We start from the raw sequence: 26,383 nt of genomic DNA, 5'->3' as shown, positions 1-26,383 counted from the left end.
AAGGAGACTTCCCAATGCCCCTAGCGATTGTCATCACCGGCCCCGGCGGCCCCGAGACCATGAAAGCCGTTGATCTTCCCATTACCGAGCCAGGCTCCGGACAGGCCCGGATCCGTCAAAGCATCTCAGGCGTCAATTTCGTCGACATCTACATCCGTTCCGGGCTCTATCCGCTGCCACCCGGCCAGAGCGCCCTCGGCTTCGAGGGCGCGGGCGTCGTCGACGCGATCGGCCCCGGTGTCGAAGAGCTGAAAGTTGGGGATCGCGTCGCCTATATCGGCCATCCGCTCGGGAGCTATGCCGAGATGCGCACGCTATCGGCATCGCGGCTGGTGAAACTGCCCGATGGCGTCAGCGAGCGGGTTGCCGGCAGCACGATGCTGCGCGGGCTCACCGCCCACATGCTGCTGCAGAAGGTCTATCCGCTGAAAGCGGGCGAATGGGTTCTCGTGCATGCGGGGGCCGGTGGCGTCGGCCAGCTGGTTACGCGTCTCGCCAAGCGGCTTGGCGCCAACGTCATCGCCACGGTCGGTTCCGAAGCCAAGGCCGGTTTTGCCTATGAGGCCGGCGCGGACACCGTTCTCCTGCACACCGCCGAAGACTGGGTGGAGGAGACCCGCCGCATCGCCGATCGTCGTGGCGTGCATCTCGCTATCGACGGTATAGGCGGTGCCATGCTGTCGCAGACGCTTGCCGCCGTGCGCCCCTTCGGGATGGTTGCGAGCCTCGGCCAGGCTGCCGGACCCATCCCGCCGATCGAGATAGAGGAATTGACCGCGCCGCGCGCCATCGGCCTGTCGCGTCCGAGTGTGCTGACCTATGCCAACGATCCCGAGCTCTACCGACAGGGCACCAAGGCCCTGATGGAATACCTGCAGGCCGGGCTGATCAATCCGATCGGCGCCGAGTACGAACTGAAGGACGCGGCCCGAGCGCATGCGGACCTTGAGGCCGGACGCACGACGGCGAGCGTCGTATTGACGATGTGAGCCCTTTCGAGCGGGGTTGACCACGGCCCCGCTCCCGTGGCGAGGAACCTTCTAAGCCCCACGCACAATCGCATCATCCCGTCAATGGCTTTTGCTGCAAAGCAGCAATTCCATTGACCGGGGCGGCCCTCGCCTGCTACCGATTGTTCTTGGCGCCGCATGGCCGGTCGGCTATCGCCGCCATCTCTATCCGATACGAATCCCGATTTTTCGTGGCAAACAGCATGGACACCGCGCTTGCCGGTGCCCGCAGGCGATATCCCGTGAACACTGCTTCCCAGACCATCCGGTTCAACTCGACCCTGGCTCTCGTTTCCATCGTCGCGCTGACATTCTTCGGCTACCTGGCCATTGGCCTGCCGCTTGCGGTACTCCCGACCTATGTCGATAGCGGCCTCGGTTTCGGCGTCGTCTGGGCCGGCATCGCCATCAGCACGCAATATGTGGCAACCATCGTCAGCCGCGCGCAGGTGGGGCGGCTGTGCGATCAGTACGGGCCGCGCCGTTCGGTCCTGCTCGGTTTTCTCGCCTATGGGCTTTCCGGTATCCTGACGCTCGCCTCCGCATTGACCGTCCATGTTCCGGCGGCGAGCCTCGCCCTCCTGCTCGCGGGACGCCTGGCGCTCGGCATCGGCGAAAGCTGGGTCAGCACGGCGGCGATCACCTGGGCGATCGGTCTGATGGGATCGCGCGAAACCGTGCGCATCATCTCCTGGAACGGCATCGCCACCTATGGCGGCATTGCGCTGGCAGCACCCTTCGGCGCCTGGCTGCAGGGGCAATATGGCTTCTTCGCCATAGGCATCGTGACGATCGTTCTCGCCGTTGCCGGGTTCATGCTGGCACAAACACGACCGCCCGTACCCGGCGTCAAGGAAAAGGGCATCGGCACCGGCCAGGTGCTGAGCCGTATCGCGCCCTTCGGCGTGGCGCTGGCGCTGGCCTCCAGCGGCTTCGGCGTGGTCATGGCCTTCGTCGCGCTGTTCTTCCACAGCCGCGGCTGGGAGGGCGCCTCCTTCGCGCTCAGCGCCTTCGGCCTCGCTTTCATGGGCGTCCGGCTTGGCCTGGCGCAAGCCGTTGCCCGGTTTGGCGGCCTGCCGCTTACGCGTATCTCGCTTGTCGTTGAGATGATCGGCCTCGCAGCACTCGCCCTTGCGCCCTCGCCCACCATCGCCATCATCGGCGCGGCCCTTGCCGGCGCCGGCTTCGCACCGGTCTTTCCGGCACTCGGCAACGAGGCCATGGAGCGGATTCCACCACAAAATCGTGGTGTCGCACTTGGTCTTTATTCCATCTTCCTCGACGTCTCACTCGGCACGACGGGCCCGATCGCAGGCCTGCTCGCCGACCATCTCGGCTATGCCGCGCCTTTTTCCTTCGGTGTCGGCGCCGTGCTGCTCAGCCTTCTTCTAAGCCTCGGCCTGCGCCGGAATCACCGTTCCTGACAGGCATCGGGGCAATCCGCCTCAATGACGCTCCGAAGCAACAACGGTTGCAGGACGGGGCAACGGCTTGGTATGGGTCTGAGATCATAACCAGCAGGAGGCCCGCCCATGAACGTCACCGAAATTGTCATCGAGGGCGATACTCCGGGGATTGCCTGGCGGCTGCCAGTCCTGCATTTCGCCGGCAGCAAAGCCGACGCGCCGAGGATCTACATCCAGGCCGCGCTCCACGCCGGCGAGCTGCCTGGGACGGCGCTCCTGCATTTCCTCTGTGAACGGCTGCGACGAGCGGGGTTGGAAGGGGCGATACTTAGCGACATCGTCGTGGTGCCGCACGCCAATCCGATCGGTGCTGCGCAATCGCATTTCGGCGAGATGCAGGGACGCTTCGACCTCGGATCGCGCACCAACTTCAATCGCGATTTCCCGCTGATTTCGTTGCGCGACCGCGATCTGCTGATCGACAATCTCGACCGTTACCCGGCAGTCGACCGGCTGAAGCGCCAGCTGATCCATATGGCGCTCGGGGCCGATCTGGTGATCGATCTCCATTGCGACGACGAATCGCTGCAATATGCCTATATCGACGAGGCCTTCTGGCCCGAGGCGGCCGATCTCGCCGCCGCCTTGAATATGGATGCCGTGCTGCTATCGGACGGCGAAAGCTCGGCCTTCGAAGAGGCCGTCAGCTTCGCCTGGAAATATGAAGTGCCGGGAGAGAAGAAAGTACCGTTGCCGGGCAAGCTTTCGGTCACAGTCGAATTGCGCGGGACGCGCGATGTCTATCCGGACATGGCAAAGCAGGATGCCGAAGGGTTGTGGCGCTTCCTGGCCGCCCGAGGGGCCGTGCGCGACGATAGCGTTGACCTCGCCGCCTTTACCGGGCCGGCGGTGCCGCTCGACAATATCGAGATGATCCGCGCGCCGCAGGCAGGCACGGTGCTCTTCCATCACAACATCGGCGAACGCGTCGAAGAAGGCGATTTGCTGGCGACGATCATCACCGCGCCCGGCATGCCGGATGGGACCATCGACGTCCGTGCGCCACAAGCCGGCCTCATCGTCACCCGCGTCTCGGACCGGCTGGTGCGCCGGCGCGGCGACCTGATGAAGATCGGCTGCGACAGGCCGAGCGCGGTCGCCCGCAAGCCGGGCACGCTCGAAGACTAGCGGCCGTCGATCACCTTGCACCGTATGGCGAAGGCGATGGCAGCCGCCTCCCTGAGAAGCGCGCCGAAGCGACGAACTTGATCCAGAGTGATGGCCATGGCCGCGCGGCCGGCGCGGACCGCTATGCCGAAGATTGTGCGATTTCCTGTCACGATCATGCCTCCGATCGAATTGATGCAGGCGATGTTCAGAGCATCGAAGGCAGCGTCGAAAACGACGCCGCCTCATATATATGCATGCATACTGCATATATATGAGCAAGATGTCAAGGTCGCCGTTCGACCGTTACGTCATGACGGTGATAGGGCACCTGTCCTGGTCGCAGACTCCCTGGTCGCAGACGCGGCAGACCACATCCTGATCGTCCCCGAGATCGACCAAAGCCGGCAGCAGTTTTTCCGCCAGGCGACCGAGTTGTTCGGTCTCCTCAGGCTCCAGCGTTTTGAACGCCCGGTGAATGACGGCGCGGCGGGCGGCGAGGCTCTTGTCAAACAGCGTCCGCCCGCTCTCCGTCAGTTGCAATGATCGGGCGCGCTTGTCGCCTTCGACGCCGCCGGCCCTGAGCACGAGATCCGATGTCACGAGTTGATCGACAAGGCGAACGGTCGCGGAATGGGAGAGCGCAATCAGCCTGCGCAGCGTCTCGATCGTCAGGCCCGGCTCGGTGCCGATCTGGACGATGGCCGCGATGGCGCTCGGCCCAAGGCCGGTTTCGTCGGCGAAGGCCTTTTCCATCTTGTCCACCAGAGCCAGGCTCATGGCGCCGAAGATGTTTTCCAGCCGCGATATTTCCCTATCCGTCGCCATACCCTATTCCACCGCCATAAATATGCATGATGCATATTTACAGGAAAATCAGCTGTGATCGCAACGGCCAGGCGAACCGCTGCTCCATCTGGCCGGCTTTTCCCCGCCTTCGCTTGCGTGCTATGCGCTATCCGACAGCAAGAGACGGATTCGCCATGACGATCACCATTTACGGCATCAAGAACTGCGACACGATGAAGAAGGCGCGGACATGGCTCGAGAGCCACGGCATCGCCTATGATTTCCACGACTACAAGGCCATCGGCATAGACAGGGATCATCTCGAGCGCTGGACGAGCGAAGCCGGGTGGGAAGTCGTCCTCAATCGCGCCGGCACGACCTTCAAGGCTCTGCCGGACGCAGACCGCGCGGACCTGACGAAGGACAAGGCCATTTCGCTGATGCTGGCGCAACCTTCCATGATCAAGCGGCCCGTGCTTGAGGCGGAAGGAAAACTGCTTGTTGGATTCAAGCCAGAGATTTATGCGGCTGTCTTCGGCAAGACCGCCTAGAGGCAAGGCCATGTCAAAGACCACCCGCGCGACGCAAGTGCTGACCCAGGCGAAGGTCGCCTTCACCGTGCATACCTACGACTACGATCCGAATGCCGAACGCGTCGGCATGCAGGCGGCGGAAGCGCTTGGCGAGGAGCCGCATCGCGTGCTGAAGACCTTGATGGCCGAGGTGGACGGCAAGCCGGTCTGTGCCGTCGTGCCCTCAGACCACGAAGTCAGCATGAAGAAGCTCGCTGCTGTCTTCGGCGGCAAATCGGCGAGCATGATGAAGCCTGCGGATGCCGAGCGTCTGACGGGTTACCACGTCGGCGGCATCAGCCCCTTTGGCCAGAAAAAGCTCGTGCCGACCGCCATCGAGGCCCAGGCAATGACGGAGGCCCATGTCTATGTCAACGGCGGCCAACGCGGCCTGCAATTACGGCTCAGCCCGCAGGATGTATTGGCCGTTTTGAAGGCCAAGGCGGCATCGCTGATTGCCTGATCGGCACCGCGGACTGACAAACCGCCTTCATTTTCGCCGCAAAGCGGTCTAAGTCTGGGGACCATCCTTCCGATCAAACACGCAGGTTTTGCCATGACGCCCGACTCCCCCAACAACCATCCCGTCGATCACGCCAAGCTGGAGAAGCTTGCGAAAGTGGCCGTAAAGGTCGGGTTGCAGCTGCAGTCTGGCCAGGATCTGCTGATCACCGCGCCAGTCGCCGCGATGCCGCTGGTGCGGCTGATCACGCGCGAGGCCTACAAGGCCGGCGCGGGACTCGTCTCCACCTTCTATTCGGATGAGGAAACCACGCTTGCCCGCTACGAATACGGCCAGGATGCAAGCTTCGACCGTGCGGCGAACTGGCTTTACGAAGGTATGGCAAAGGCCTTTTCCAATAACACCGCGCGCCTTGCCATTGCCGGCGACAATCCGATGCTGCTCTCCAACCAGGATCCGGCGAAGGTGGCACGCGCCAGCCGTGCCAATTCGGCTGCCTATAAGCCGGCGCTGGAGAAGATCTCGAATTTCGATACCAACTGGAACATCGTCGCCTACCCGAACTCCTCATGGGCAAAGCTGGTATTCCCCAACGACCCGGAAGCGATCGCCGTCGCCAAGCTCGCCAAGGCGATCTTCGCCGCCTCGCGCGTCGACGTCGCCGACCCGATCGCCGCCTGGGCAGAGCACAATGCCAGTCTGCGCAAGCGCTCCGAATGGATGAACGGCCAGCGCTTCGCCGCCCTGCATTTCCAGGGTCCGGGCACCGACCTGACGGTCGGTCTCGCCGACGGCCATGAATGGCATGGCGGCGCCTCGACCGCCAAGAACGGCATCACCTGCAACCCGAACATTCCGACGGAAGAGGTCTTCACCACGCCGCATGCGCTGCGCGTCGAGGGTCATGTCTCGTCGACCAAGCCGCTGTCGCACCAGGGCACACTGATCGACAATATCCAGGTCCGTTTCGAAGAAGGTCGCATCGTCGAGGCCAAGGCGACGCGTGGGGAAGAAGTGCTGAACAAGGTGCTCGACACCGACGAGGGTGCCCGCCGGCTCGGTGAAGTGGCGCTGGTGCCGCATTCCTCGCCGATCTCGGCCAGCGGCATCCTGTTCTACAACACGCTCTTCGATGAAAACGCGTCGTGCCACATCGCGCTCGGCCAATGCTATTCGAAGTGCTTCGTCGACGGAGCGTCGCTGAGCCAGGAGCAGATCAAGGCGCAGGGCGGCAATTCCAGCCTCATCCACATCGACTGGATGATCGGCTCCGACAAGGTCGACATCGACGGTATCAAGCCGGACGGTTCGCGCATGCCGGTCATGCGCAAGGGCGAGTGGGCGTAGGCAGGGACAGAGCTAAAGGGCGGCAAGAGCCGCCCTGACGCGGGCAAGATGAGCCTTGCGTCCGGCTTCGCTGACACGGTCCATGTCGTGCAGCGCCAGCATGCGGAAATTCAGCCGCTTGGCACAGAAGGCGGCAATGCCGCGCTTCAGCAGACGCCGCACCGGATTGCCCATGTAGAGGTGGACGATCCACCAGGGCGAACCGGTCGTCGTCAGCGCCCAGAACAGGCGGATATTGGTGAGCTTCGGCACGATGCGGCCGCCGGCGGGATCGTGCGTGAAAGCGATGCCGGGCGCAAAAGCGCGATCGAAGAAGCCCTTGAGAATGGCCGGAAAATTGAACCACCATTGCGGGAAGACCAGTATGAGGCCCTCGGCCGCGCGCAGCCGCGCGACGATGGTGTCGACGCCCGATGCATCATAGGGCTGGTCGAAATAGCCGCGCCGCTCGGCTTCGGACAGGCGCGGGTCGAAGCCCTCACGATAGAGATCGAGCAGATCGACCTGATGCCCTCCGGCGGCAAGCGTCTCCTCCGCAACCCTTGCCACCGCAGCGGCAAAGCTATCCTCCAGCGGATGGGCCAAGACCAGCAGGATACGCATCAAAAAAGACTTCCCTGCTTCGGCGGAGCGGCGGGATCGGCTGCCTTTGTGCTTCGCTTCTTCGATGGCGGCGTACCGGCTGACGGTGTTGTCTCACCATCGCTCGTGACCGCGCCGACGCGGCCATCGGCGAATTCGATCGAGATGGCGGCGCCAGCCGTAAGCGCGGCGGCAAGAGAAACCGGCCGGTCGTCTTCGTCGCGCACCACGGCATAGCCGCGTTTCAGGACGTTCTTGTAGGACAGCGACTGCAGAATCCGCTCCTGCGCGACGAGTTCGCTGCGCGCGCGCGTCAACTGCTGCCGTATCGCCGTGTCGGCGTGGCGGACGAGATTGCCGAGGCGATCGCGGGCCCGGCCGGTTTGCGCTTCCAGGCGCGACGGCAACGTGGCGAAGACGGCATCGGCCCTGTCTATACGAGCGCGAGAACGGTCGATCATTCGCTCGATGGTGCGTTCGGCGCGGGTCATGCGCTCGTTGAGCTGCTGGCGGCGCTCGGCAATCCGGTTCGACAGGATATCCGGCCGCAGCTGCGAGGCCATGCGCTCGAAGGAACGGCGCTTATTCAAAGTATTCAGCTCCAGCCCACGGCCCAGGCCGGCGGCCGCCTCATCGAAGCGGCGACGCGGCAAGGCGAGAAGCTGGTCGAGCGAAGGCAAAGCGCGCAGGAGCGCACGCACCGCCTGCCGCCGCTGGTCCATCTGCCTGGTGACACCGCCCTGCAGACGGGCGGAAAGACTTGCGAGCTGCGCCTCCAGTTCGGCCTTGACCGGCACGGCCATTTCCGCCGCTCCCGTCGGCGTCGGCGCACGCACGTCGGCGGCATAATCGATCAGCGTCCAGTCGGTCTCGTGACCGACGGCGGAGATCAGCGGGATCTCGCTGGCGGCGGCGGCGCGAACGACAACCTCGTCGTTGAAACTCCAGAGATCCTCCAGACTGCCGCCGCCGCGCGCGACGATCAGCACGTCGGGCCGCGGGATCGGGCCATTGGGGGCGAATTCATTGAAGCCGCGAATGGCGTTTGCCACCTCGTCGCCGGACCCCTCGCCCTGCACCTTCACCGGCCAGACCAGCACATGCACGGGAAAGCGATCGGAAATGCGATGCAGGATGTCGCGGATGACGGCGCCGGTCGGCGAGGTGACGACACCGATCACGCGGGGCATGAAGGGAAGGCGGCGCTTGCGCTCGGGATCGAAAAGGCCTTCGGCGCCAAGCTTGCGCTTGCGCTCCTCCAGCAGCGCCATCAGCGCACCAGCGCCGGCCGGCTCCAGCGTCTCGATAACGATCTGATATTTCGACGAACCGGGAAAAGTCGTCACCTTGCCCGTCGCGATGACCTCCATCCCCTCTTCAGGACGGAATTTCAGCTTCGAGAATGTGCCTTTCCAGATTACCGCGTCGATGCGGGACCTGTCATCCTTCAGCGAGAAATAGGCATGGCCCGAGGAATGCGGCCCGCGATAGCCGGAGATTTCCCCGCGCACGCGCACCTGGTCGAACGCATTCTCGACCGTGCGCTTGATCGACCCGGACAATTCCGAGACGGAATATTCCGTCAGGTTCGACGGCGAATCACTCTCAAAAAAGCTGCTCATGGGCTTTTTCTAACCGATGTCGCGAAAAATGCGGAGCCTTGTGCGTAACGCCTTCAATCGGAATCGATTGAAGGAAAGGATTATGCGCAGATTTAAAGTGCTCCTGTGTCCTTTGCGCGTCCCACAGGACACGCGGAGCTTATTGCTTCATCAAACGTTAACCCTGTCGACAAAGCCTTTCTTAGCCATCCGTGCGTAATTCTGTGCAAAGTGATTTTTGGTAAAGAGGATATGGAGCGATGATATTCGTGACCGCCACGATCATCGGAATTGCCGCCGGCCTGCAGCGCTCGACGATCGCTGCGATGCTGGGTGTGGCGCTGGTGAGTATCGCCTTCATGGCAGCCGTCGCCGTCTCCATCGTTGTGCCGCCGCTGACGACGCTGTTCGTCGCGCTGGGCGGCTACAATCTCGGCTTCATCGGCTATCTCATTACCACCGATATGATGGAGCACGGCCGCCGCGCCTAGGATCGCTCCTGCGGCTTGAACCGGAAGAACTGCACATCCGATTTGGTCGGTGTGGGAATGGGCTCGAGATAAGCGGGCACATGGCCCGCGCCCAGCTGAGCATAGAGTCCCCGAGGTTTCAGTTCGGACAGCGTCTCCACCTGCGGATCGCCCTTGCAGAATGCGACCAGCGTCACATGCGCGTCGCGCAGAAGCGCTTCCGCCTGCTGCGGCTCCGCAAGGCCGATATGCAGTTCGGCCAGCATCCCATCCGGATCACGATGATATGGGCCGGACAAGGTGCGATGCGGCGTGAAGCGCAGCAGCGGTGCACCCATGTTGGATGCCGCAGCTATGACCCCCGGCGGAAGGTTGGCAATCGGCGCCAGAGCTTCCTTTGACGCGCAGTTCGACGTCTCTTTGGCCTTGGCGGGTGGGGCGACGGTAAAGCTGTTGACGATGCCTTTATCTGCAAGCGCGCCGCCGACGGCCCATACGGCCGGCGCAGAAATCAAGGCCGTCACCACATAGAAGAAGGCAGCGCCGACATCCTCGGTATCGGCCGCCGAGATACGGCGCAGATCGGCGAGCAGCAATGCCAGCGGTGGAATGGCAAGCAGATTGGAAAATTCCGCGCCACGAACCTGCACGAGCGTGATCGCCCAATTGACGGCGACCAAGGCCATCAGGATCGCATGCAAACGGGCGCGTTCACCGCGCATAATGCGGAACGCGCAGACAAGCATCGCCAGGAAGCCCGTCGCGTAGAACGCACCGAGCCCGTCCGGTGTTGTGCGAGCGATCGAGAAGATCGACTGCGCCTCGGTCACCTTGCTCAGCCAGAGTTCCACCAGCATCGGGTCCAGATCGGCAAGCGGATTGCGCAGGCATTGCGGAGCGATCGCGACGGTCGTGGCTAAGACCGCTGCACCATTGGCCGCCAGCACGGCCATGCGCCACGGCCGGGACAGACGGCTGGCGAAGAGTGCGGACAGGAGGAGCCCGACGCAGCCGACGCTGATGATGCCATAAAAGCCGAGCGAGAGATTGTCGCAGGTGACCATCGAATAGAGGCGCGGCGGCACCAGCGAGAAGAAAGCGCCGCTGACGGCAATCGTCAGCGTCAGGGCAAAAGCCCGGGCGGCGGGCGCAAAGACCGCGCCGTCCCAGGCCCACAAACAGGCGACCGCCACGCAGGCGACCGCCACGAAGGGCGTCGTCTCCGCACCAATACCGAGCTGGATGGCAAGGGCGACAGCAGCGATGGCGAAATTGCGGGGCTTGTAGCTTTCGTCGGCCAGCATGGCGACCGCAAGGGCGACGAGGCCGAGCTGAACATTGTCGTGATCGATGGATCCCGGCACGAAACGGCCTGAGGTCAGAACAAACAACGATGTCAGGATCAGCGAAAAATGCATGCCTTCGACGCCGCCGATGCGGCGGCCCGCGAGGCCCATGAAGGCCATCAGCGGCAGCACGAGCATGAGCGGCCAGACGGTCAGCGCCGCCGCCTCCGCGCCTTCCGGCGAGAAGAACAGCCGGAAGAAGAGGATGAGGCTGGCGATCGGCAGATCGATGAAGCGCGACCAATGCATCAACGTTCCGCCGTCGAGACCGAGGCGGTATTGCATCATGTCGAACCAGCCCTGACCACCCAGGAAATCTCGCACTTCGACAAGACGCATGACATCGTCATTGTCGGGGCCGACATAGTCCGTGAGGTGGCGATGAATGACCAGCTGGGCGAGGATGATGACGATGGCGTAGATCAGTGGCACAAGGACAGGATGCGACTTGCGCAGCAATGCTTTCCTTTCTGCCACCGCGGCTGCTTCGGGCGGCATTGCCAGCGTCTGTGCCATGTCGATGAACCCTGTATTTGAAGGATATTCGAGGCTGCACGCTAATCGCTGTGGATCAAGAAAAAGTAAAGCGCGTGCACGCGGCGGCATCCATCACGACAATGTTCCCGGCAAGGGCGGCATTCCCGCCATTTTTCCTTCGCAACCATAGGGTCTTATTAACAGCCAACGGGATAAGCTCTCGTCCGGATCGTCCATCGGGCCTCAACTTGAAATCACGCGTAGGAACCGGCCAAGACCATGTGGAATGAGAAGTTGAACATCGCCGTTCTTCTGCCCTGCTACAACGAAGCCGCCACGATCGGCGATGTCGTTCGCGGTTTTCGCAGGGCGTTGCCGGACGCCGGCATCTATGTCTACGACAACAACTCGACCGATGGCACGGCGCTGCATGCCATGCTCGCTGGCGCGACCGTGGTGCGCGAACGGCGGCAAGGCAAAGGGCACGTCGTGCGGCGCATGTTCGCCGACATCGACGCCGATATCTATGTCATGGCCGACGGCGACGGCACCTATGCGCCCGAAGACGCCGAAGAGCTCATCCGCACGCTGCTGACGGAAGGCGCCGACATGGTCGTCGGCACTCGCCGCAACGTTCACAACGACGCCGGTCGCCAGGGCCACGCCTTCGGCAACCGCATCTTCAACTGGCTGTACCGTACGATTTTCGGCGCGGATTTCACCGACATCTTCTCCGGCTATCGCGCCTTCTCCCGCCGTTTCGTGAAGAGCTTCCCCGCCGTGTCGGGCGGTTTCGAGATCGAGACGGAGATGTCGGTTCATGCCTCGCGGCTGAAGCTGCCCGTCAGCGAGCTGGAACTCGATTACGGTCGGCGGCCGGAAGGCTCGCACTCGAAACTCTCCACCTTCCGCGACGGCTGGAAGATCCTCTGGATGTTCGCGATGCTGATGAAGGAAACGCGGCCTTTCGTCTTCTTCGGCATTCTCGGCGTCATTTCCATGGAACTGAGCATCGGCTTCTCGATCCCGGTCCTCGTCGAGTATTTCGAGACCGGCTTCGTGACGCGCATGCCGACCTGGGTGCTCTCCGTGGCGCTGATGATGATTTCCTTCATGCTGTTCACGGCCGGACTGATACTCGATTCCGTCGCCCGTGCCCGCGCAGAACAGCTGCGCATCCACTATATGAGCTTGGCCAAGCCATCATCCCGCCAGATCGGCGACGACAGGCCGGTCTACATGGCGGAACTCGAAAAGCCGGTGAGCCGGAAGAAAAGGGCAAAGGCCGCATGAAGAAGCTTTTTCGCTTCCTGATCGCTGGCGGCGTCGGCTTTGTGGTCGATGCGGGCGTGCTTCACCTGCTGCTCTGGTTCACGCCCTTCGGCCCTTTCATCGGCCGGGCGATATCGATACCGAGCGCGCTGCTTGCCACGTGGTTTCTCAACCGCAATTTCACCTTCGGCCGCTCCGACCGTTCGCTTGCGGCCGAAGGCTTCCGCTATGGCTCGGTCGGCCTGACCTCGGCATTGCTGAACTATACTCTGTTCAGCTCGCTGCTGGTGGCCGAGCCGAGCTTGCGCCCGATCATCGCGTTGACGCTGGCATCGGCGGCGGCGACCGCGTTCAGCTTCTTCGGCTATTCACGCTTTGTCTTCCGCCACCGGCAAAATCCCTGAGAAGCCGGTTCAGACCGGCTCCCAGCCATCCTTTTCGCTGGCGCGGTAGATGGCATCGATGACCTTCTGATTGAGCTTCGAGCTTTCCAGCGATACGACCTCCGCCCCCTCACCGAGTGCCGCCGAAGCGAAGGCTTCCGCCTCGCGCTTGTATTGGCGGCTGTCGGGGAAACGGAATATCTGCGATTCCGTGTGGCTGCGATTGGTCAGCTCCAGCTCTTCGGCGCCGTAGCGATCGGCGTTGAAGGGCGATTTCACCTCGATGAAGCCTTCCGTGCCGTGGAAGACCATGACCTGGCGATTGGCCATCTGCGTCGAGATGTAGAAGCTCATTTCGAAATCGCCGAAATCGGCTTTGACGCTGGAATAGATGTCGGTGCCGAATTCCGGGTCGCGCTCGGTCACTGCCTGGATGCGCAGGGGTTCGCGGCCGGTGACGAAACGGGTGCTGATGGTCGGGTAGACGCCGATATCGGGCAGGCCGCCGCCGCCGAGCGACGGAATATTGCGCATGTTGCCGGCATCACGATTGAAATAGGTGAAGGCGCCCTGGATATGGCGCAGGCGGCCGATGGCGCCATCGGCCAGCAGCGAGCGGACCTTCCGCCATACCGGTGCATAGGTGACCATATAGGCCTCTGTCACCAGCACCTTGTTGCGGTCGCGGGCCACGATGAGGCTGTCGATTTCATCCGCCTTGAGCGCGATCGGCTTTTCACAAAGTACATGCTTGCCGGCATCGGCGGCCTTGATCGTCCATTCGACGTGCTGCGACGTCGGCAAGGGAATATAGACGGCATCGATGGTGTCGGAGGCGAGCATTTCCTCATAGGAACCGAAGGCGTGCGGCACGGAGAAGCGGTCGGCCATCTGCCGGGCGCGCGCCAGGTCGCGGCTGGCGATGGCGGTGACAACGCAATTTTCCGCATCCTGAATGGCCGGCACCACCAGTTCGCGGCCAATTTTTGCCGTCGATAGAATTCCGAAACGCAACATGATCTTCCTCCTGGAGCATCATCCCGAAGCGAACGGCCGCAGCGATGGTCGCAACACGGCCTTCCGGCGGGATCCCTTGTCAATACGGCGGGTGGAGAGCGAAACGAGACCATTCCGCTCTGGGCAAAACCAAGAGCAACCTTATTCGGCCGTTTCAGATGGCGCAACGGCTTGGGGACGATCATTGTTCGCAGACATCTCGCCGAACTGTATAAAGACATGTCCGAATTTGTCCTCTTTCTGTCAGAAAGGTGGCTTTCGGACCTTTTGACTGGCGCCTAGTTTCGGCTATCCTTTCAACCATAGGAGATACGAAAATGTCCCATCCCGGCACCGCATTGCTGGTTATCGATGTTCAGGAATCGTTTCGCCAGCGTCCCTACTGGCAAACAGACGACCTGCCCACCTTCACCAGCCGCCTGCAGGCACTGATCGATGGGGCCAAGGCCAGGGGCATTCCCGTCGTCCAAATCTTCCATGTCGACGACGATCCGCATTTCAGCCTGAAAAGCGGCTATGTGCGCACGCTCGATGAGGTCTCGCTGGAAGCCGATGCAATATTTCACAAACCTCGCCACTCGGCACTCGTCGGCTCCGGCCTGGATGTCTGGCTGGTGGAAAACGGTATCCGCAAGCTCATCGTCTCGGGCATCCGCACCGAACAGTGCTGCGAGACGACGACCCGGCATGCATCCGATCTCGGCTACGAAGTCGACTACGTGACTGAGGCGACGCTGACCTTCCCGATGACGCATGCTTCGGGCACGGTCTTCAGTGTCAACGATATCAAGAAGCGCAGCGAACTGGTGCTGTCAGGCCGCTTCGCCCGCATAGCAACGGTCGAAGAAGCACTTGTCGATGCCCCGATCCGGAGCGCTGCATGAGCCATAGCGACGGACGCCTCCATCGCCGGAACATTCCCGTCTACGTCCTTCTGCCGCCCTATACGCTGCTGATGGATGTGGCCGGGCCGATGGAGGTGCTGCGCCGCGCCAACATCGAACAGGACGATATCCGGTTCGACTATCGTTTCATCGCCGCCCGCCCCTCGCAAACGACCTCGGTCGGGTTGACGCTTGCCGATCTCGAACTCCTGCCAGATCACATTCCCGACGACGCCTATGTCATCATATCCGGCAGCGTCACGCCGGCTGATGATGCCGAAGACATCGAGCGGGAAATCGACACGCTTGCCGCATGGCTGAAAGCTGCAATCCGCCCCGGCATTGTCCTCGTCACCATCTGCTCGGGCGCCGTCATTGCGGCCCGTGCCGGCCTGATGGACGGCTACGCATGCACGACGCATGCCGGCTGTATCGATGAAGTCCGACAATATGCCCCGACCGCTAGGGTTCTCGACAACCGACTCTATGTCGAAGACCGGGAACGTTATTCCAGCGCTGGCATCACGACAGGCACAGACCTGATGCTGCACCTCACCTCCAAGCTGACCTCGCCGATGACCGCTTTGACGATCGCCCGTCATATGGTCGTCTACATGCGAAGAACCGGTGCCGAACCGCAGCTTTCGCCTTGGCTCAGCGGCAGAAACCATGTGCATCCCGCCATCCACCGCGTTCAGGATGCAATCATGGCCGATCCCGCCCATAGCTGGTCGCTCTCAGAACTCGCCGGCATCGGCGCGATGAGCGCACGGCATATTTCCCGGCTGTTCCAAGAGCATGCCGGCCTGTCGGTCACCGGCTATGTCAACCTGATGCGCGTCACGCTGGCGCGCGACGTGCTCGCCAATTCGCGGCTCGACATGGAGCGCGTGGCGGAGAAGTCCGGCTTCGCCTCACCAAGACACATGCGGCGTGTCTGGTCGAAATACAACACGCTGCCGCCCAGCCACTATCGGCGCTCAACGCCAGAATAAAGAAATCGTTAGTGGAATTTCACGGCTTGCGGCGGTAGCCTTCCTTGTCCTTCCCCTCCGGCGCCTCTGACGCCGGCTTCCCGCTCAAGTGATTTGGAGAGATATCATGGACCTGCGCAAGCTTGGACGAACCGATCTTTTTGTTGCCCCCATCGTTTTCGGCGGCAATGTCTTTGGCTGGACAGCCGATGAGAAGACCTCCTACGCACTGCTCGACGCCTTCTTCAACGCCGGCTTCAACACGATCGACACGGCTGATGTCTATTCGCGCTGGGTTCCCGGCAACAAGGGCGGCGATTCCGAGGAGATCATCGGCAAATGGCTGAAGCAGGGTCGCGTCGCCCGCGACAAGGCCATCATCGTCACCAAGGTGGGCTCGGACATGGGTCCGGGCAAGAAGGGTCTCAAGGGCGACTATATCGTCGAAGCCGTCGATGCCTCGCTGAAGCGGCTGCAGACCGACTATATCGACCTCTACCTGTCGCACTGGCCGGATCCGGAAACGCCGCACGAGGAATCGCTTGCCGCCTATGCCAAGCTAAAGGAGCAGGGCAAGATCCGCCATGTCGGCTGCTCCAACCTCGATGCGAAGCAATTGCAGGCATCGCTCGATGCCGCCGCCAAGGCCGGCCTGCCGCGCTATGACGTGCTGCAGCCGGAATATAACCTCTATGCACGCGACAGCTTCGAGGGGGCGCTGGCGGATCTTTGCGTGAAGGAAGAGATCGGCGTCATCACCTATTTCAGCCTCGCAGCCGGCTTCCTGACCGGCAAATACCGCACCAAGGCGGATACGGAGGGACGGGCGCGCGAAAATCGCGTGGCAGCCTATCTCGACGACAAGGGTTTTCGCATTCTCGCGGCGCTCGACAAGGTTTCCGCCGAAACCGGCTCGAAGCCGGCCGAGGTCGCGCTTGCCTGGCTCTTGCGCAAGCGCGGCGTGACCGCTCCGATCGCCAGCGCCACTAGCCTCGGGCAGCTCGACGCGCTAATCAATTCGGCGAAACTCTCCCTTTCCGATGAAGCCATGCGCCTGCTCGACGAAGCCGGCGCCTAAGCAAGGGCCAACAGATGACCGTGACGATCCGTGACGCCAGACCCGAGGACGAAGCGCGCTGGCGGGCGCTCTGGGATGGCTATCTCGCCTTCTACGGCGTCACCATTGCTGCTGATATCACCGATGCGACATGGCGCCGGGTCTTCGATCCGGCGTCGGCAATCTTCATGCGCGTGGCCGAGGTTGACGGCGAGGTAAAGGGTTTCACGCTCTGCATCACGCATGAGGGCACATGGGTGCGCGCACCGGACTGCTACCTCGAAGATCTGTTCGTCGATGAAAGCGCCAGGGGTCGCGGTGTCGGCCGGGCACTGCTGGACGACCTCGTCGCGCTCTGCAAGAAAAACGGCTGGGCGCGCCTCTACTGGCACACGGACGAAACCAACGCGACCGCCCGCAAACTTTACGACACCTATGTCGAGAGCGACGGGCATATCCGGTACCGCATCAACATCTGAGCTTCGGAAAGCCCTCGTAAAGGGCGGAATGATCACCCTCCCAGTTCGCCATGCCCGGCTTGGTGAGCATGCCGCGCGGGCTGACATAGCTCTGGATGGTCCGCATCGGCCGCTCATGCCACTGGATGTTGAAGGCCCAAAGCTTCGGGAAGAAGCACAGCGAAGCGTAAGGCAGGTGGTCGTGGATCCACCAGGCAAGTTTCTGCCAATCGCCCTCGTGACTGTGATGGTCGATCAGCCAGGGCACGACAATGCAGACGGCCGCACCCATGCAGCCATCGAGATCGCGCATGTCCCAGATATGATGTGCGGCGGTATGGGCATTGGTGGAGCAATTGAGCCCATTCCTGTTGCCGAAGGCATTGACATCAGGCGAACGATAGCCGGAACGGATATGCAGACGGCCGAAGGTCGTCTCCAGCGGCTCCAGCAATTCCTCGCACAGCCTTCGACCCGCCTCGATCGCCAGATTCGGATCCTCGGGGATGTTGGGGATGCGATAGAAATCCGCGATCTCCGAATGCAGGAAATCGCGGAAGAAGAAGTTCTTTGACAGTCTGACGCGGCCAAGCTCTTCCAAACCCTTCATCGACCCCGGCTTTTTCATCGGCAACACCCCCTATTCCCTGTCGTCGATTCAACATTCCGTCTTTTTTAAAACTTCGCCACCCGAATTTCTTCGGAACATTAGCGCTGCCGCTCCCTTGTAAGAGGGTCACCGTCAGTGACTCCCACCCCAAAAACAAGGATGGAAACCATGTCCAAGGATAAGACGCTGGAAGACCTTTTTTACGACACACTGCAGGACATCTACTACGCCGAACGGAAGATCCTGAAGGCGCTGCCGAAGATGGCGCGCGCGGCTCAATCCCCCGAATTGAAGGCAGGCTTTGAAAAGCACCTTGAGGAAACTGAAGGGCAGGTCGAGCGCCTGGAGCAGATTTTCGAGCTGATGGGCAAACGCGCCAAAGGCAAGACCTGCGACGCAATCGAGGGCATACTTGCCGAAGGCGAAGAGATCATCGAGGAATTCAAGGGAACACACGCCCTCGATGCCGGCCTCATCTCCTCTGCACAAGCCGTGGAACATTATGAAATGGCCCGCTACGGCTCACTGAAGACCTGGGCGCAAACGCTGGGTCTCAAGGAGGCTGTCGGCCTGCTCGACCAGACGCTGCAGCAGGAAACCAACACCGACAAGACCCTGACCAAGCTTGCAAACAGCAGCGTTAATCAGAAGGCAGCCGCCTGAATTGCGACACCCGAAAAGCGGCCGGACCATCCGGCCGCTTCCTTCTGCGTCATCCGGTGTATTTGAAGAAATCGATGAAGGCTCTCAGCGCCGGGCGCATCTGGCGGCGGCTCGGATAGTAAATGCAGAAGCCGGGATAGGGCGGGCACCAATCCTCGAGCACGCGGATAAGGCTGCCGTCCGCCAGTTCCTGCTTCACGCGTATATCGAACAGATAGGAGAGGCCCGCGCCATTGACCGCCGCCAGAACCGCGAGCCGGTCCTCGATCACGATCAAGGGACCGTCGACGGCAACGATCAGCTCTCGCCCGTCCTTCTCGAATTCCCAACGGTAGATCGAGCCGTCGGTGAAACGCCGCTTGATGCAGCGGTGATGGACGAGATCGCGCGGATGCAGCGGCTTCGGATTCTTCTCGAAATAGGCCGGCGAGCCGGCGATGACGGTCCGGATATCAGGCGAGACCTTGACCGCGATCATGTCCCCCTCGATGCTCTCCTCCAGCCGAATGCCGGCATCGAAGCCCTCCTTGACGATGTCGCTGAAGCCGTCCTCGTTGGCGATCTCCAGGGTAATATCCGGATAGGTATTGAGGAAATCGCCGAGCCGCGGCGCCATCAGCAGGTCAGAGGCAAAGCGCGGCGCGGTGATGCGGAGAGTGCCGGCGGGCCGACCACGGGTGGCCAGCGTATCCTCCAGCGCGATATCGATTTCCTCCAGCGCCGGCGCCAGCCGTTGCAGCAGCGCCTCGCCCTCCTCGGTCGGCAATACGCTGCGGGTGGTGCGCGCCAGCAGCCGCACGCCGAGGCTTTCCTCGAGGCGTGAGACGGCATGGCTGACCGCAGACGGCGCGATCGACAATTCCTTGCCGGCGGCGCGGAAGCTGCGATGGGCGGCGACGGCGGCAAAAACCGCCAGTTGGGAGAGCTGGGTTCTGTTCATTGATCTAAATTATAGAACAGCCTATGAGAATTTGCATGGATTTTCATTCACTATGCCGGGACATAGTTTGAACCCGTCGGCCGGCCTTGATGGCCGCCGCCGATCCAACAAGGTTCAAAAGGAACGCAATTATGAAAACCCGCAGGCTTGGCAAGGATCTCACCGTTTCCGCCGTCGGGCTCGGCTGCATGGGCATGAGCTTCGCCTATGGCGCGACTGATGACAACGAATCCGTCAAAACGCTGCATCGCGCCGTCGATCTCGGCGTGACCTTTTTCGATACCGCCGAAACCTATGGCCCCTTCACCAATGAAGAGCTGCTCGGCCGTGCGTTGAAACCCGTTCGCGACCGCGTGGTCATCGCCACAAAATTCGGCTTCAAGCTCGACCCTCAGAAATCCGGCCTCACCGCCATGGTCGGCGTCGACAGCCGTCCCGAGCATATTAAGGAGGTTGCCGAAGCCTCCCTGAAGCGGCTCGGCACCGATGTCATTGATCTCTTCTACCAGCATCGCGTCGATCCGAACGTTCCGATCGAAGACACGGTCGGCGCCATGGCGGAGTTGGTGAGAGCAGGCAAGGTGCGGGCGCTCGGCCTTTCCGAGGCCAGTGCCGCCACCATCCGCCGCGCCCATGCGGTGCATCCGATCGCCGCCGTGCAGAGTGAATATTCGCTCTGGAGCCGCGATCCCGAAGAGGATGTGCTTGCCACCTGCCGCGAACTCGGCATCGGCTTCGTCCCCTACAGCCCACTCGGCCGCGGCTTCCTGACCGGCGCGATCCGCAAGACGGACGACCTCGCCGATGACGACTTCCGGCGCTCGCTGCCGCGCTTCCAAGCCGAGAATTTCGATGCCAACGCCGCCCTCGTGGCCAAGCTCGAATCCCTCGCGAAGGAAAAAGCAGTCACGGCGGCACAACTGGCGCTCGCATGGGTGCTGCATCAGGGCGATACCATCGTCCCGATCCCCGGCGCCCGCAAACTGCATCATCTCGAGCAGAATGCGGCGGCCGCCGATATCGTACTTTCGCCACGGGAAGTGGAGGAGCTCGGGGCGATCATCCCGCTCGAAAGCGTCGCCGGCAAGCGCTATACCGATGCCTCGCTGGCCATGACAAATATATGACGCGCAAGCTCTCATTTCTTTACGCAAAGGCATCGGCCCGGCGGCCGGTGCCATTTTAGGGCTGAAAAGAAAAGTGAAGTGACGCGACAGGACCACGAAGTCCCCAAAAGCCGCGGAATTGCCGCCTGTTTGACGCCACGGGGGCGCATCGGCATGGTCGCAAACCCCGCGCTTCCACTCGACGCTCGGTTGACAAACCAACCCGAAATTTTAAGGTGCGGCCAATCAAAACGGGCAGCGTTGGGAGGACTTATGTCTAAGCGCGCGTTTATCGGCTTCTCCGCTTTTCTACTCGCCATCTTCACATCTCTGAGCCCCTCGGCGGCAGCTGATGTCAAACGACAGGTGGTCACCACCAAGGACGGCGATTACTTCGGCTTCGATCTGCGAACGGAGCAGAACGTGACGCTGGATCAATGCTCCGCGTCCTGCATCGGCGACAAGTCCTGCAAGGCCTTCACCTACAATCCCAAGGTGAAGTGGTGCTTCATGAAGTCCGACTTCAATCAGCTCAACAGTTTCCCGGGCGCCGTCGCCGGCAAAATCGTCGAAACCGCCGCAGCCAACGAACCGGATATCGGTGCCGCACCCGCCCTTTCCTTCCTGTCAGACAATTTCGTTCAAAGCGCACGCGATGCAAAGAGCACGCTGACGCTCGGCAGCGAACTGAAGGGGCAAGGCGTCGAAAGCCTGATCGCGCTTGGCCGCATCGAATTGACCTCCGGCAACGTCAACAATGCCCTGAACGCATTCCAGGGCGCGCTCTCGCTCAACCCCGACAATGGCGACCTGTGGATCGAGATGGCGCGGGCCGCCAACACGATCACGAACGATACGTCCGTTGCCACCAAGGCGGCCTATGCGGCGCTCAACGGCTATCAGCTGACCCGCACGACGAACAGCCGCGCCGATGCGCTGGCTGTTCTCGCCGAGTCGCTGAAGAACGCGCAGAACTATCGCCCGGCGCTCAGCGCCTACAAGGCAAGCCTCGATCTCGCCAGCTCCGCCGCGGTCCAGGCGGCCTATGACGATCTGCGCGCCCGCCAGGGTTTCCGCGTCACCGGCAACACGCTCGATAATGACAATGCATCGCCGCGCGCCTGCGTGCAGTTCTCCGAAAAGCTGGTGAAGAGCGGCGTCGATTATGCGCCGTTCGTCACCGTCAATGGTGCTGCGCCGAAGGGCGTCGACGCCAAGGACAATCAAATCTGCGTCGAAGGCCTGGAATTTGGCCAGCATTACCGCATTTCGGTGCGCGCCGGCCTGCCCTCCTCCGTGGATGAAAACCTTGCCGCACAGGTCAATGTCGACGTTTACGTCAAGGACCGCACGGCCTCGCTGCGCTTTACCGGCGACAATTTCGTGCTGCCGTCCACCGCGCGGCGCGGCATCCCGATCGTCTCGGTCAACGCCACCACGGCCAATCTCAAGCTCTACCGCATCGGCGACCGCAACATTGCGCAGATCCTCAACAACTCGCAGTTCCTGACGCAGATGGACAGCTACAGCGCCCAGACCATCCAGGACACCAATGGCGAGCTGGTCTGGCAGGGCTCGATCGAGATCAAGCAGGAACTCAACAAGGATGTCGCGACCAGCTTCCCGGTCGATGAGGCTCTGCCTAAGCGCAAGCCAGGCGTCTATGTGCTGACGGCCGTGGCCCCCAATAGCGGCGGTCAGGAATGGGATCCGCAGGCGACGCAGTGGTTCGTGGTGTCCGATATCGGCGTCACCACCTATGCCGGCACGGACGGTCTGAACGTGTTTGCCCGCTCGCTCGGCAGCGCCAAGCCGCTCGCCGGCGTCCAGCTGCAGCTGCTCGCCAAGAACAATGAAATCCTCGGTACCGCAAAGACTGACGATAACGGCCGCGCCACCTTCAGCGCCGGCCTGATGCGCGGCACGGCGGGCATGACGCCGGCCGTCATCACCGCACAGAACGGCGATCAGGACTATGTCTTCCTCGACATGACGCGCGCCGGCTTCGATCTTTCCGACCGTGGCGTTGCCGGCAGAACCGCGCCCGGCGCGATCGACCTGCTGACATGGACGGAGCGCGGCATCTACCGCGCCGGCGAGACGGTGCATGCCTCGGCGCTTGCCCGCGACGTCAGCTCGACGGCGGTGGAAAACCTGCCGCTCACCTTCGTCTTCCTGCGCCCCGATGGCGTCGAGGACCGCCGCATCGTCACCGATGGCGGCAAGCTCGGCGGCTACAATGTCGACCTGCCGCTGCAGCAGACCTCCATGCGCGGCACCTGGACGATGAATATCTATACCGACCCGAAGGGCGCCTCCATCGGCTCGCAGACGTTCCTCGTCGACGACTTCGTGCCGGATCGTATCGAGTTCGACATGACCAGCGACGCCAAGGAGATCGAAGTCGGCCAACCGACGCCTGTTAATGTCGACGGACGCTACCTCTATGGCGCGCCGGCCGCCGGCCTCAACCTCGAAGGCGAAGTGACGCTGAAGCCGACGCGCGAAAGCGCCGACTACGTGGGCTATCAGTTCGGCCTTGCCGACGAGGGCGCCGGCAAGGAAAACAATGACGGCGACAGCAGCAGCGGCGACAGCAAGGCCGAAAGCACACAGGTGCCGCTCGAAGATCTGCAGGCGCTGGACGAGAACGGCAAGACCACCTTCGACGTCACCATCAACGACACGCCTTCGACCACGCAGCTTTTGAACGCCAACATCACCGTGCGCATGCAGGAGGCCGGCGGCCGCGCCGTCGAGCGCTCCCTCACGCTGCCGGTCAAGGCCGACGGCTCGCGCATCGGCATCAAGCCGGAATTCGACGGGGATCTCGGCGAAAATTCCGTCGGCAACTTCCACGTCATCGCCATCGACGCGAATGGCCAGAAACAGGCCATGCAGGGCCTGACATGGAAGCTGCTCAGCATCGAGCGCGACTATCAATGGTATCGCGACGGCAACAGCTGGAAATACGAGCCGATCATGTCCACCAAGCAGGTGGCTGTCGGCACGGTGAACGCCACCACCGACGGCGCGGCAATTTCCGTGCCCGTCACCTGGGGCCGCTATCGGCTTGAGGTCTCCACCGCCGATGCGAACGGCCCTGAATCCAGCGTCGAATTCAACGCCGGCTGGTATGTCGCCTCCACCTCGACGGAAACGCCGGATGCGCTGGAGATCGCACTCGACAAGCAGAGCTATAAGGTCGGTGATACCGCCAAGCTCAAGGTAACCTCGCGCTATGCCGGCCAGCTGATGGTGACGGCCGGTGCCGAGACGCTGATTTCGGTCGCCAATGCCGATATCGGCGCCACTGGCGGCGAGGTCGACATTCCCGTGACCGCCGATTGGGGCGCAGGCACCTATCTGACCGCGACCCTGTTCCGGCCCGGCGATGCCCAGGAAAGCCGCATGCCGATGCGCGCCATCGGCATCAAATGGGCGCCGGTCGATCCCGGCGAGCGCAAGCTGCAGATCAAGCTCGATGCACCGGCGAAGACCCTGCCGCGCCAGCCGTTGACCATCGGCGTGCAGGTCTCGGGCGCCGGCGCCAATGAAGACGCCTATGTCACGGTTGCTGCCGTCGATGTCGGTATCCTCAACCTGACGCGCTATCAGCCGCCGGCACCGGACGACTGGTATTATGGTCAGCGTCAGCTCGGCCTGGAAATCCGCGACATCTATGGACGCCTCATCGACGGCTCGCTCGGCGCGACCGGCAAGCTGCGCACCGGCGGCGACGGCGGACAGGCGGCCCTGCAGGCGAGCCCACCGACGGAAAAGCTGGTCGCCTTCTTCTCAGGCGCGGTCAAGCTGGATGCCAGCGGCAAGGCCAATATCAGCTTCGATATCCCTCAGTTCAATGGTACGGCGCGGTTGATGGCCGTGGCATGGTCGAAATCAGGTGTCGGACATGCGACGCAGGATGTGATCATCCGCGATCCGGTCGTCGTCACCGCGAGCCTGCCGAAGTTCCTGGCTCCCGGGGATAAGGCCAATCTGCGGCTCGACGTCGCCAACACCGATGCGCCTGCCGGCGACTACACGCTTGCGGTCACGGGCAATAGCGCCGTGAGCGTGGATGCGAATGCCGCGCAGCAGAAGATCAACCTGCAGGCCGGCGGAAAATACAATATCACGCTGCCTCTGACAGGCGGACAACCCGGTGCCGGCACTATCGCGATCAAACTGTCGAATGCTTCGGGACTATCGCTCGATCAGTCGGTCGATATTCCCGTTCGGCCGGCGCAGCTGCCGGTCACCGAACGGCGCGTCATCGCGCTTGCGCCCGGCAAAAGCCTGACCGTCAATGCCGATCTACTCGCCGACAGCGTGCTGCCCGGCGCCTCGGTCAGCGTCAATGTCAGCCGCTCCAGCGCCTTCGACGTGCCGGCGCTGCTGATGAGCCTCAGCCGCTATCCCTATGGCTGCGCCGAACAGACGGCGAGCAGCGCGCTGCCGCTGCTCTATTTCAGCGATATGGCGATCAAGAACGGCCTTGCCGACGACACGGAGATCCACAAGCGCGTCCAGGACGCCATCTATCGCGAAATGTCCTACCAGTCGTCGACCGGCAGCTTCGGCCTTTGGGGTCCGGGATCCGGCGATCTCTGGCTTGATGCCTATGTGACTGACTTCCTGACCCGCGCCCGCGAGCAGAAGTATATCGTGCCGGATCAGGCCATGGTGCAGGCACTGGAAAACCTCCAGAACTCGCTGAGCGCCAACACCAACGTCAAGGATAACGGCAACGAGATCGCCTATGCGCTCTATGTGCTGGCGCGCAACAAGAAGGCCTCGATCAGCGATCTGCGCTACTACGCCGATACGATGCTGAACGACTTCCCGACGCCGCTGTCCAAGGCGCATCTGGCTGCGGCATTGGCCCTCTATGGGGATGCCCAGCGCTCGCGCAACATCTTCGTGGATTCCCTGCAGATGTCGCAGAAGGCGGCGATCACCAAGGTCAGCTTTGCCCGCTCCGACTACGGCTCGTCGCTGCGCGACGGTGCCGCGGTGCTGGCGCTCGCCGCCGAGAGCCGCCCGGTACCGCCGATCATTCCGGATCTGGCAAGCGTCGTTGGCAAGGAATGGCAGAGCCGGGGCTACACCAGCACCCAGGAACAGACCTGGATGCTGCTCGCCGCCAGGGCGCTGCAGAACGGCGACGACGGGTTGACGCTTGATGTCAACGGCGCTGCACACTCCGGCACCTATATGGCGCAGATGTCGGGCGATGCCCTGATGGGCCATCCGCTGACCGTCACCAACACGACGCGCCAGCCGCTGTCTGCGGCGGTCACCACCGTCGCCGCTCCCGTCACGCCGCTGCCTGCCGGCGGCAACGGTTTCAAGATCGAGCGCAAGTACTACACGCTCGACGGCGAAGAGGCGAACGTCAGCCAGGCACAGCAGAACGAGCGCTACGTCGTCGTGCTGCACGTGATAGGAGACAATGACTGGCCGCAGCGCCTGCTCGTCACCGACCTCCTGCCCGCGGGCTTCGAGATCGACAATCCGAGCATCGTCAGCAGCGCCCAGTTGTCGAACTTCGACTGGCTGAGCGATGTGCAGCCCGCCCATGTCGAATTCCGCAACGACCGCTTCGTCGCCGCCTTCGACCAGACCTACGGCGCCAACCGTGACCTGAGCTTCGCCTATGTCGTGCGCGCCGTCACACCCGGCGTCTACGATCATCCTGCGGCGAGCGTCGAGGACATGTACCGTCCGCAGTTCTCGGCCCGCACGGCGATGGGCCGCATGGAGGTGCTGGCCGCCCAGCAGTAAGA

Annotated in this window: 24 protein-coding genes; 16 read left to right on the top strand and 8 right to left on the bottom strand. The window is 62.3% G+C overall.

What is annotated here, in order from left to right; translation table 11 throughout:
* Window positions 1-14: 14 nt before the first annotated feature.
* The 3 genes from FHT29_RS09345 (at window position 15) to FHT29_RS09335 (ending at window position 3,604) form a co-directional block, all read left to right on the top strand.
* Complete coding sequence (locus FHT29_RS09345) at window positions 15-989, top strand: quinone oxidoreductase (RefSeq protein ID WP_047556319.1); 975 nt, start codon at window positions 15-17, stop codon at window positions 987-989.
* Window positions 990-1,252: 263 nt separating this feature from the next.
* Window positions 1,253-2,434 (top strand): MFS transporter, encoded by a 1,182-nt coding sequence (locus tag FHT29_RS09340; RefSeq protein ID WP_047556417.1) that lies wholly within the window; start codon window positions 1,253-1,255, stop codon window positions 2,432-2,434.
* A 108-nt stretch (window positions 2,435-2,542) separates the two neighbouring features.
* A complete protein-coding gene (locus FHT29_RS09335) occupies window positions 2,543-3,604 on the top strand; it encodes a succinylglutamate desuccinylase/aspartoacylase family protein (RefSeq protein ID WP_047556321.1) in 1,062 nt (353 codons plus the stop codon).
* On the opposite strand, the gene FHT29_RS09330 is transcribed toward FHT29_RS09335, so the two are convergent.
* Together FHT29_RS09330 and FHT29_RS09325 are read right to left on the bottom strand one after the other, a co-directional pair.
* Entirely contained in the window at window positions 3,601-3,756 is a 156-nt protein-coding gene (locus tag FHT29_RS09330; RefSeq protein ID WP_162693711.1) for a hypothetical protein, read from the bottom strand. The two genes, FHT29_RS09335 and FHT29_RS09330, sit on opposite strands and share 4 nt — an antisense overlap.
* Before the next feature lie 133 nt (window positions 3,757-3,889).
* Window positions 3,890-4,411 carry a MarR family transcriptional regulator gene (locus FHT29_RS09325; protein ID WP_047556322.1) on the bottom strand — a complete coding sequence of 174 codons (522 nt, stop codon included), beginning with the start codon at window positions 4,409-4,411 and terminating at the stop codon, window positions 3,890-3,892.
* A 155-nt stretch (window positions 4,412-4,566) separates the two neighbouring features.
* On the opposite strand from FHT29_RS09325, the gene FHT29_RS09320 reads away from it, so the two are divergent.
* The 3 genes from FHT29_RS09320 (at window position 4,567) to FHT29_RS09310 (ending at window position 6,754) form a co-directional block, all read left to right on the top strand.
* Window positions 4,567-4,923 (top strand): ArsC family reductase, encoded by a 357-nt coding sequence (locus FHT29_RS09320; RefSeq protein ID WP_047556420.1) that lies wholly within the window; start codon window positions 4,567-4,569, stop codon window positions 4,921-4,923.
* Between the two features lie 10 nt (window positions 4,924-4,933).
* Window positions 4,934-5,407: a Cys-tRNA(Pro) deacylase gene (ybaK, locus tag FHT29_RS09315; protein WP_047556323.1), complete on the top strand. Its 474-nt coding sequence runs from the start codon at window positions 4,934-4,936 to the stop codon at window positions 5,405-5,407.
* A 93-nt stretch (window positions 5,408-5,500) separates the two neighbouring features.
* Window positions 5,501-6,754, top strand: coding sequence for an aminopeptidase (locus FHT29_RS09310; RefSeq protein ID WP_047556325.1), 1,254 nt, complete (start codon window positions 5,501-5,503; stop codon window positions 6,752-6,754).
* Between the two features lie 12 nt (window positions 6,755-6,766).
* Here the strand turns inward: FHT29_RS09310 and FHT29_RS09305 are convergent, their stop codons facing one another.
* Window positions 6,767-7,357, bottom strand: a complete 591-nt coding sequence (locus FHT29_RS09305) for an NAD(P)H-dependent oxidoreductase (RefSeq protein WP_047556326.1) — start codon at window positions 7,355-7,357, stop codon at window positions 6,767-6,769.
* Window positions 7,357-8,958 (bottom strand): exodeoxyribonuclease VII large subunit, encoded by a 1,602-nt coding sequence (xseA, locus tag FHT29_RS09300; RefSeq protein WP_168599610.1) that lies wholly within the window; start codon window positions 8,956-8,958, stop codon window positions 7,357-7,359. The genes FHT29_RS09305 and xseA overlap by 1 nt, the downstream gene beginning before the upstream one ends.
* 239 nt (window positions 8,959-9,197) lie before the next feature.
* On the opposite strand from xseA, the gene FHT29_RS09295 reads away from it, so the two are divergent.
* Entirely contained in the window at window positions 9,198-9,428 is a 231-nt protein-coding gene (locus FHT29_RS09295; RefSeq protein ID WP_037197208.1) for a hypothetical protein, read from the top strand.
* On the opposite strand, the gene FHT29_RS09290 is transcribed toward FHT29_RS09295, so the two are convergent.
* Window positions 9,425-11,269: a hypothetical protein gene (locus FHT29_RS09290; RefSeq protein ID WP_047556328.1), complete on the bottom strand. Its 1,845-nt coding sequence runs from the start codon at window positions 11,267-11,269 to the stop codon at window positions 9,425-9,427. The two genes, FHT29_RS09295 and FHT29_RS09290, sit on opposite strands and share 4 nt — an antisense overlap.
* A gap of 240 nt (window positions 11,270-11,509) precedes the next feature.
* Between FHT29_RS09290 and FHT29_RS09285 the strand changes: the two genes are divergently transcribed.
* Complete coding sequence (locus FHT29_RS09285; RefSeq protein WP_037197205.1) at window positions 11,510-12,523, top strand: glycosyltransferase; 1,014 nt, start codon at window positions 11,510-11,512, stop codon at window positions 12,521-12,523.
* The gene (locus FHT29_RS09280; protein ID WP_047556329.1) at window positions 12,520-12,906 is read left to right on the top strand and encodes a GtrA family protein; all 387 of its coding nucleotides are present in this window, start codon (window positions 12,520-12,522) and stop codon (window positions 12,904-12,906) included. Before FHT29_RS09285 ends, FHT29_RS09280 begins: the two co-directional genes overlap by 4 nt.
* Window positions 12,907-12,915: 9 nt before the next feature.
* Here the strand turns inward: FHT29_RS09280 and FHT29_RS09275 are convergent, their stop codons facing one another.
* Entirely contained in the window at window positions 12,916-13,902 is a 987-nt protein-coding gene (locus FHT29_RS09275; protein ID WP_047556330.1) for a Gfo/Idh/MocA family oxidoreductase, read from the bottom strand.
* A gap of 317 nt (window positions 13,903-14,219) precedes the next feature.
* Here FHT29_RS09275 and FHT29_RS09270 point away from each other — a divergent pair, with 317 nt between their 5' ends.
* The 4 genes from FHT29_RS09270 to FHT29_RS09255 all read left to right on the top strand — a co-directional run bounded on the left by FHT29_RS09270 (window position 14,220) and on the right by FHT29_RS09255 (window position 17,296).
* A complete protein-coding gene (locus tag FHT29_RS09270) occupies window positions 14,220-14,786 on the top strand; it encodes an isochorismatase family protein (RefSeq protein ID WP_047556332.1) in 567 nt (188 codons plus the stop codon).
* Entirely contained in the window at window positions 14,783-15,781 is a 999-nt protein-coding gene (locus FHT29_RS09265) for a helix-turn-helix domain-containing protein (RefSeq protein ID WP_047556334.1), read from the top strand. The genes FHT29_RS09270 and FHT29_RS09265 overlap by 4 nt, the downstream gene beginning before the upstream one ends.
* A 106-nt stretch (window positions 15,782-15,887) precedes the next feature.
* Window positions 15,888-16,838: an aldo/keto reductase gene (locus tag FHT29_RS09260; RefSeq protein WP_047556336.1), complete on the top strand. Its 951-nt coding sequence runs from the start codon at window positions 15,888-15,890 to the stop codon at window positions 16,836-16,838.
* Window positions 16,839-16,852: 14 nt separating this feature from the next.
* Window positions 16,853-17,296 (top strand): GNAT family N-acetyltransferase, encoded by a 444-nt coding sequence (locus FHT29_RS09255; RefSeq protein WP_047556337.1) that lies wholly within the window; start codon window positions 16,853-16,855, stop codon window positions 17,294-17,296.
* Here the strand turns inward: FHT29_RS09255 and FHT29_RS09250 are convergent.
* Window positions 17,286-17,903: a hypothetical protein gene (locus FHT29_RS09250; protein WP_037197195.1), complete on the bottom strand. Its 618-nt coding sequence runs from the start codon at window positions 17,901-17,903 to the stop codon at window positions 17,286-17,288. The two genes, FHT29_RS09255 and FHT29_RS09250, sit on opposite strands and share 11 nt — an antisense overlap.
* 150 nt (window positions 17,904-18,053) lie before the next feature.
* Between FHT29_RS09250 and FHT29_RS09245 the strand changes: the two genes are divergently transcribed.
* Window positions 18,054-18,548, top strand: coding sequence for a ferritin-like domain-containing protein (locus FHT29_RS09245; RefSeq protein WP_037197192.1), 495 nt, complete (start codon window positions 18,054-18,056; stop codon window positions 18,546-18,548).
* A gap of 49 nt (window positions 18,549-18,597) precedes the next feature.
* Here FHT29_RS09245 and FHT29_RS09240 read toward each other — a convergent pair whose 3' ends face one another.
* Window positions 18,598-19,488 (bottom strand): LysR family transcriptional regulator, encoded by an 891-nt coding sequence (locus FHT29_RS09240; protein WP_037197190.1) that lies wholly within the window; start codon window positions 19,486-19,488, stop codon window positions 18,598-18,600.
* A 131-nt stretch (window positions 19,489-19,619) separates the two neighbouring features.
* On the opposite strand from FHT29_RS09240, the gene FHT29_RS09235 reads away from it, so the two are divergent.
* Window positions 19,620-20,615 (top strand): aldo/keto reductase, encoded by a 996-nt coding sequence (locus tag FHT29_RS09235; RefSeq protein WP_047556339.1) that lies wholly within the window; start codon window positions 19,620-19,622, stop codon window positions 20,613-20,615.
* 252 nt (window positions 20,616-20,867) lie between these two features.
* Window positions 20,868-26,381, top strand: coding sequence for an alpha-2-macroglobulin family protein (locus tag FHT29_RS09230; protein WP_047556341.1), 5,514 nt, complete (start codon window positions 20,868-20,870; stop codon window positions 26,379-26,381).
* Window positions 26,382-26,383 lie beyond the last annotated feature (2 nt).

The organism is Rhizobium sp. SG741, assembly GCF_012275435.1.
GTDB classification, from domain to species: Bacteria; Pseudomonadota; Alphaproteobacteria; order Rhizobiales; family Rhizobiaceae; genus Rhizobium; species Rhizobium lusitanum.
This window is presented reverse-complemented; position numbering and strand designations above follow the sequence as displayed.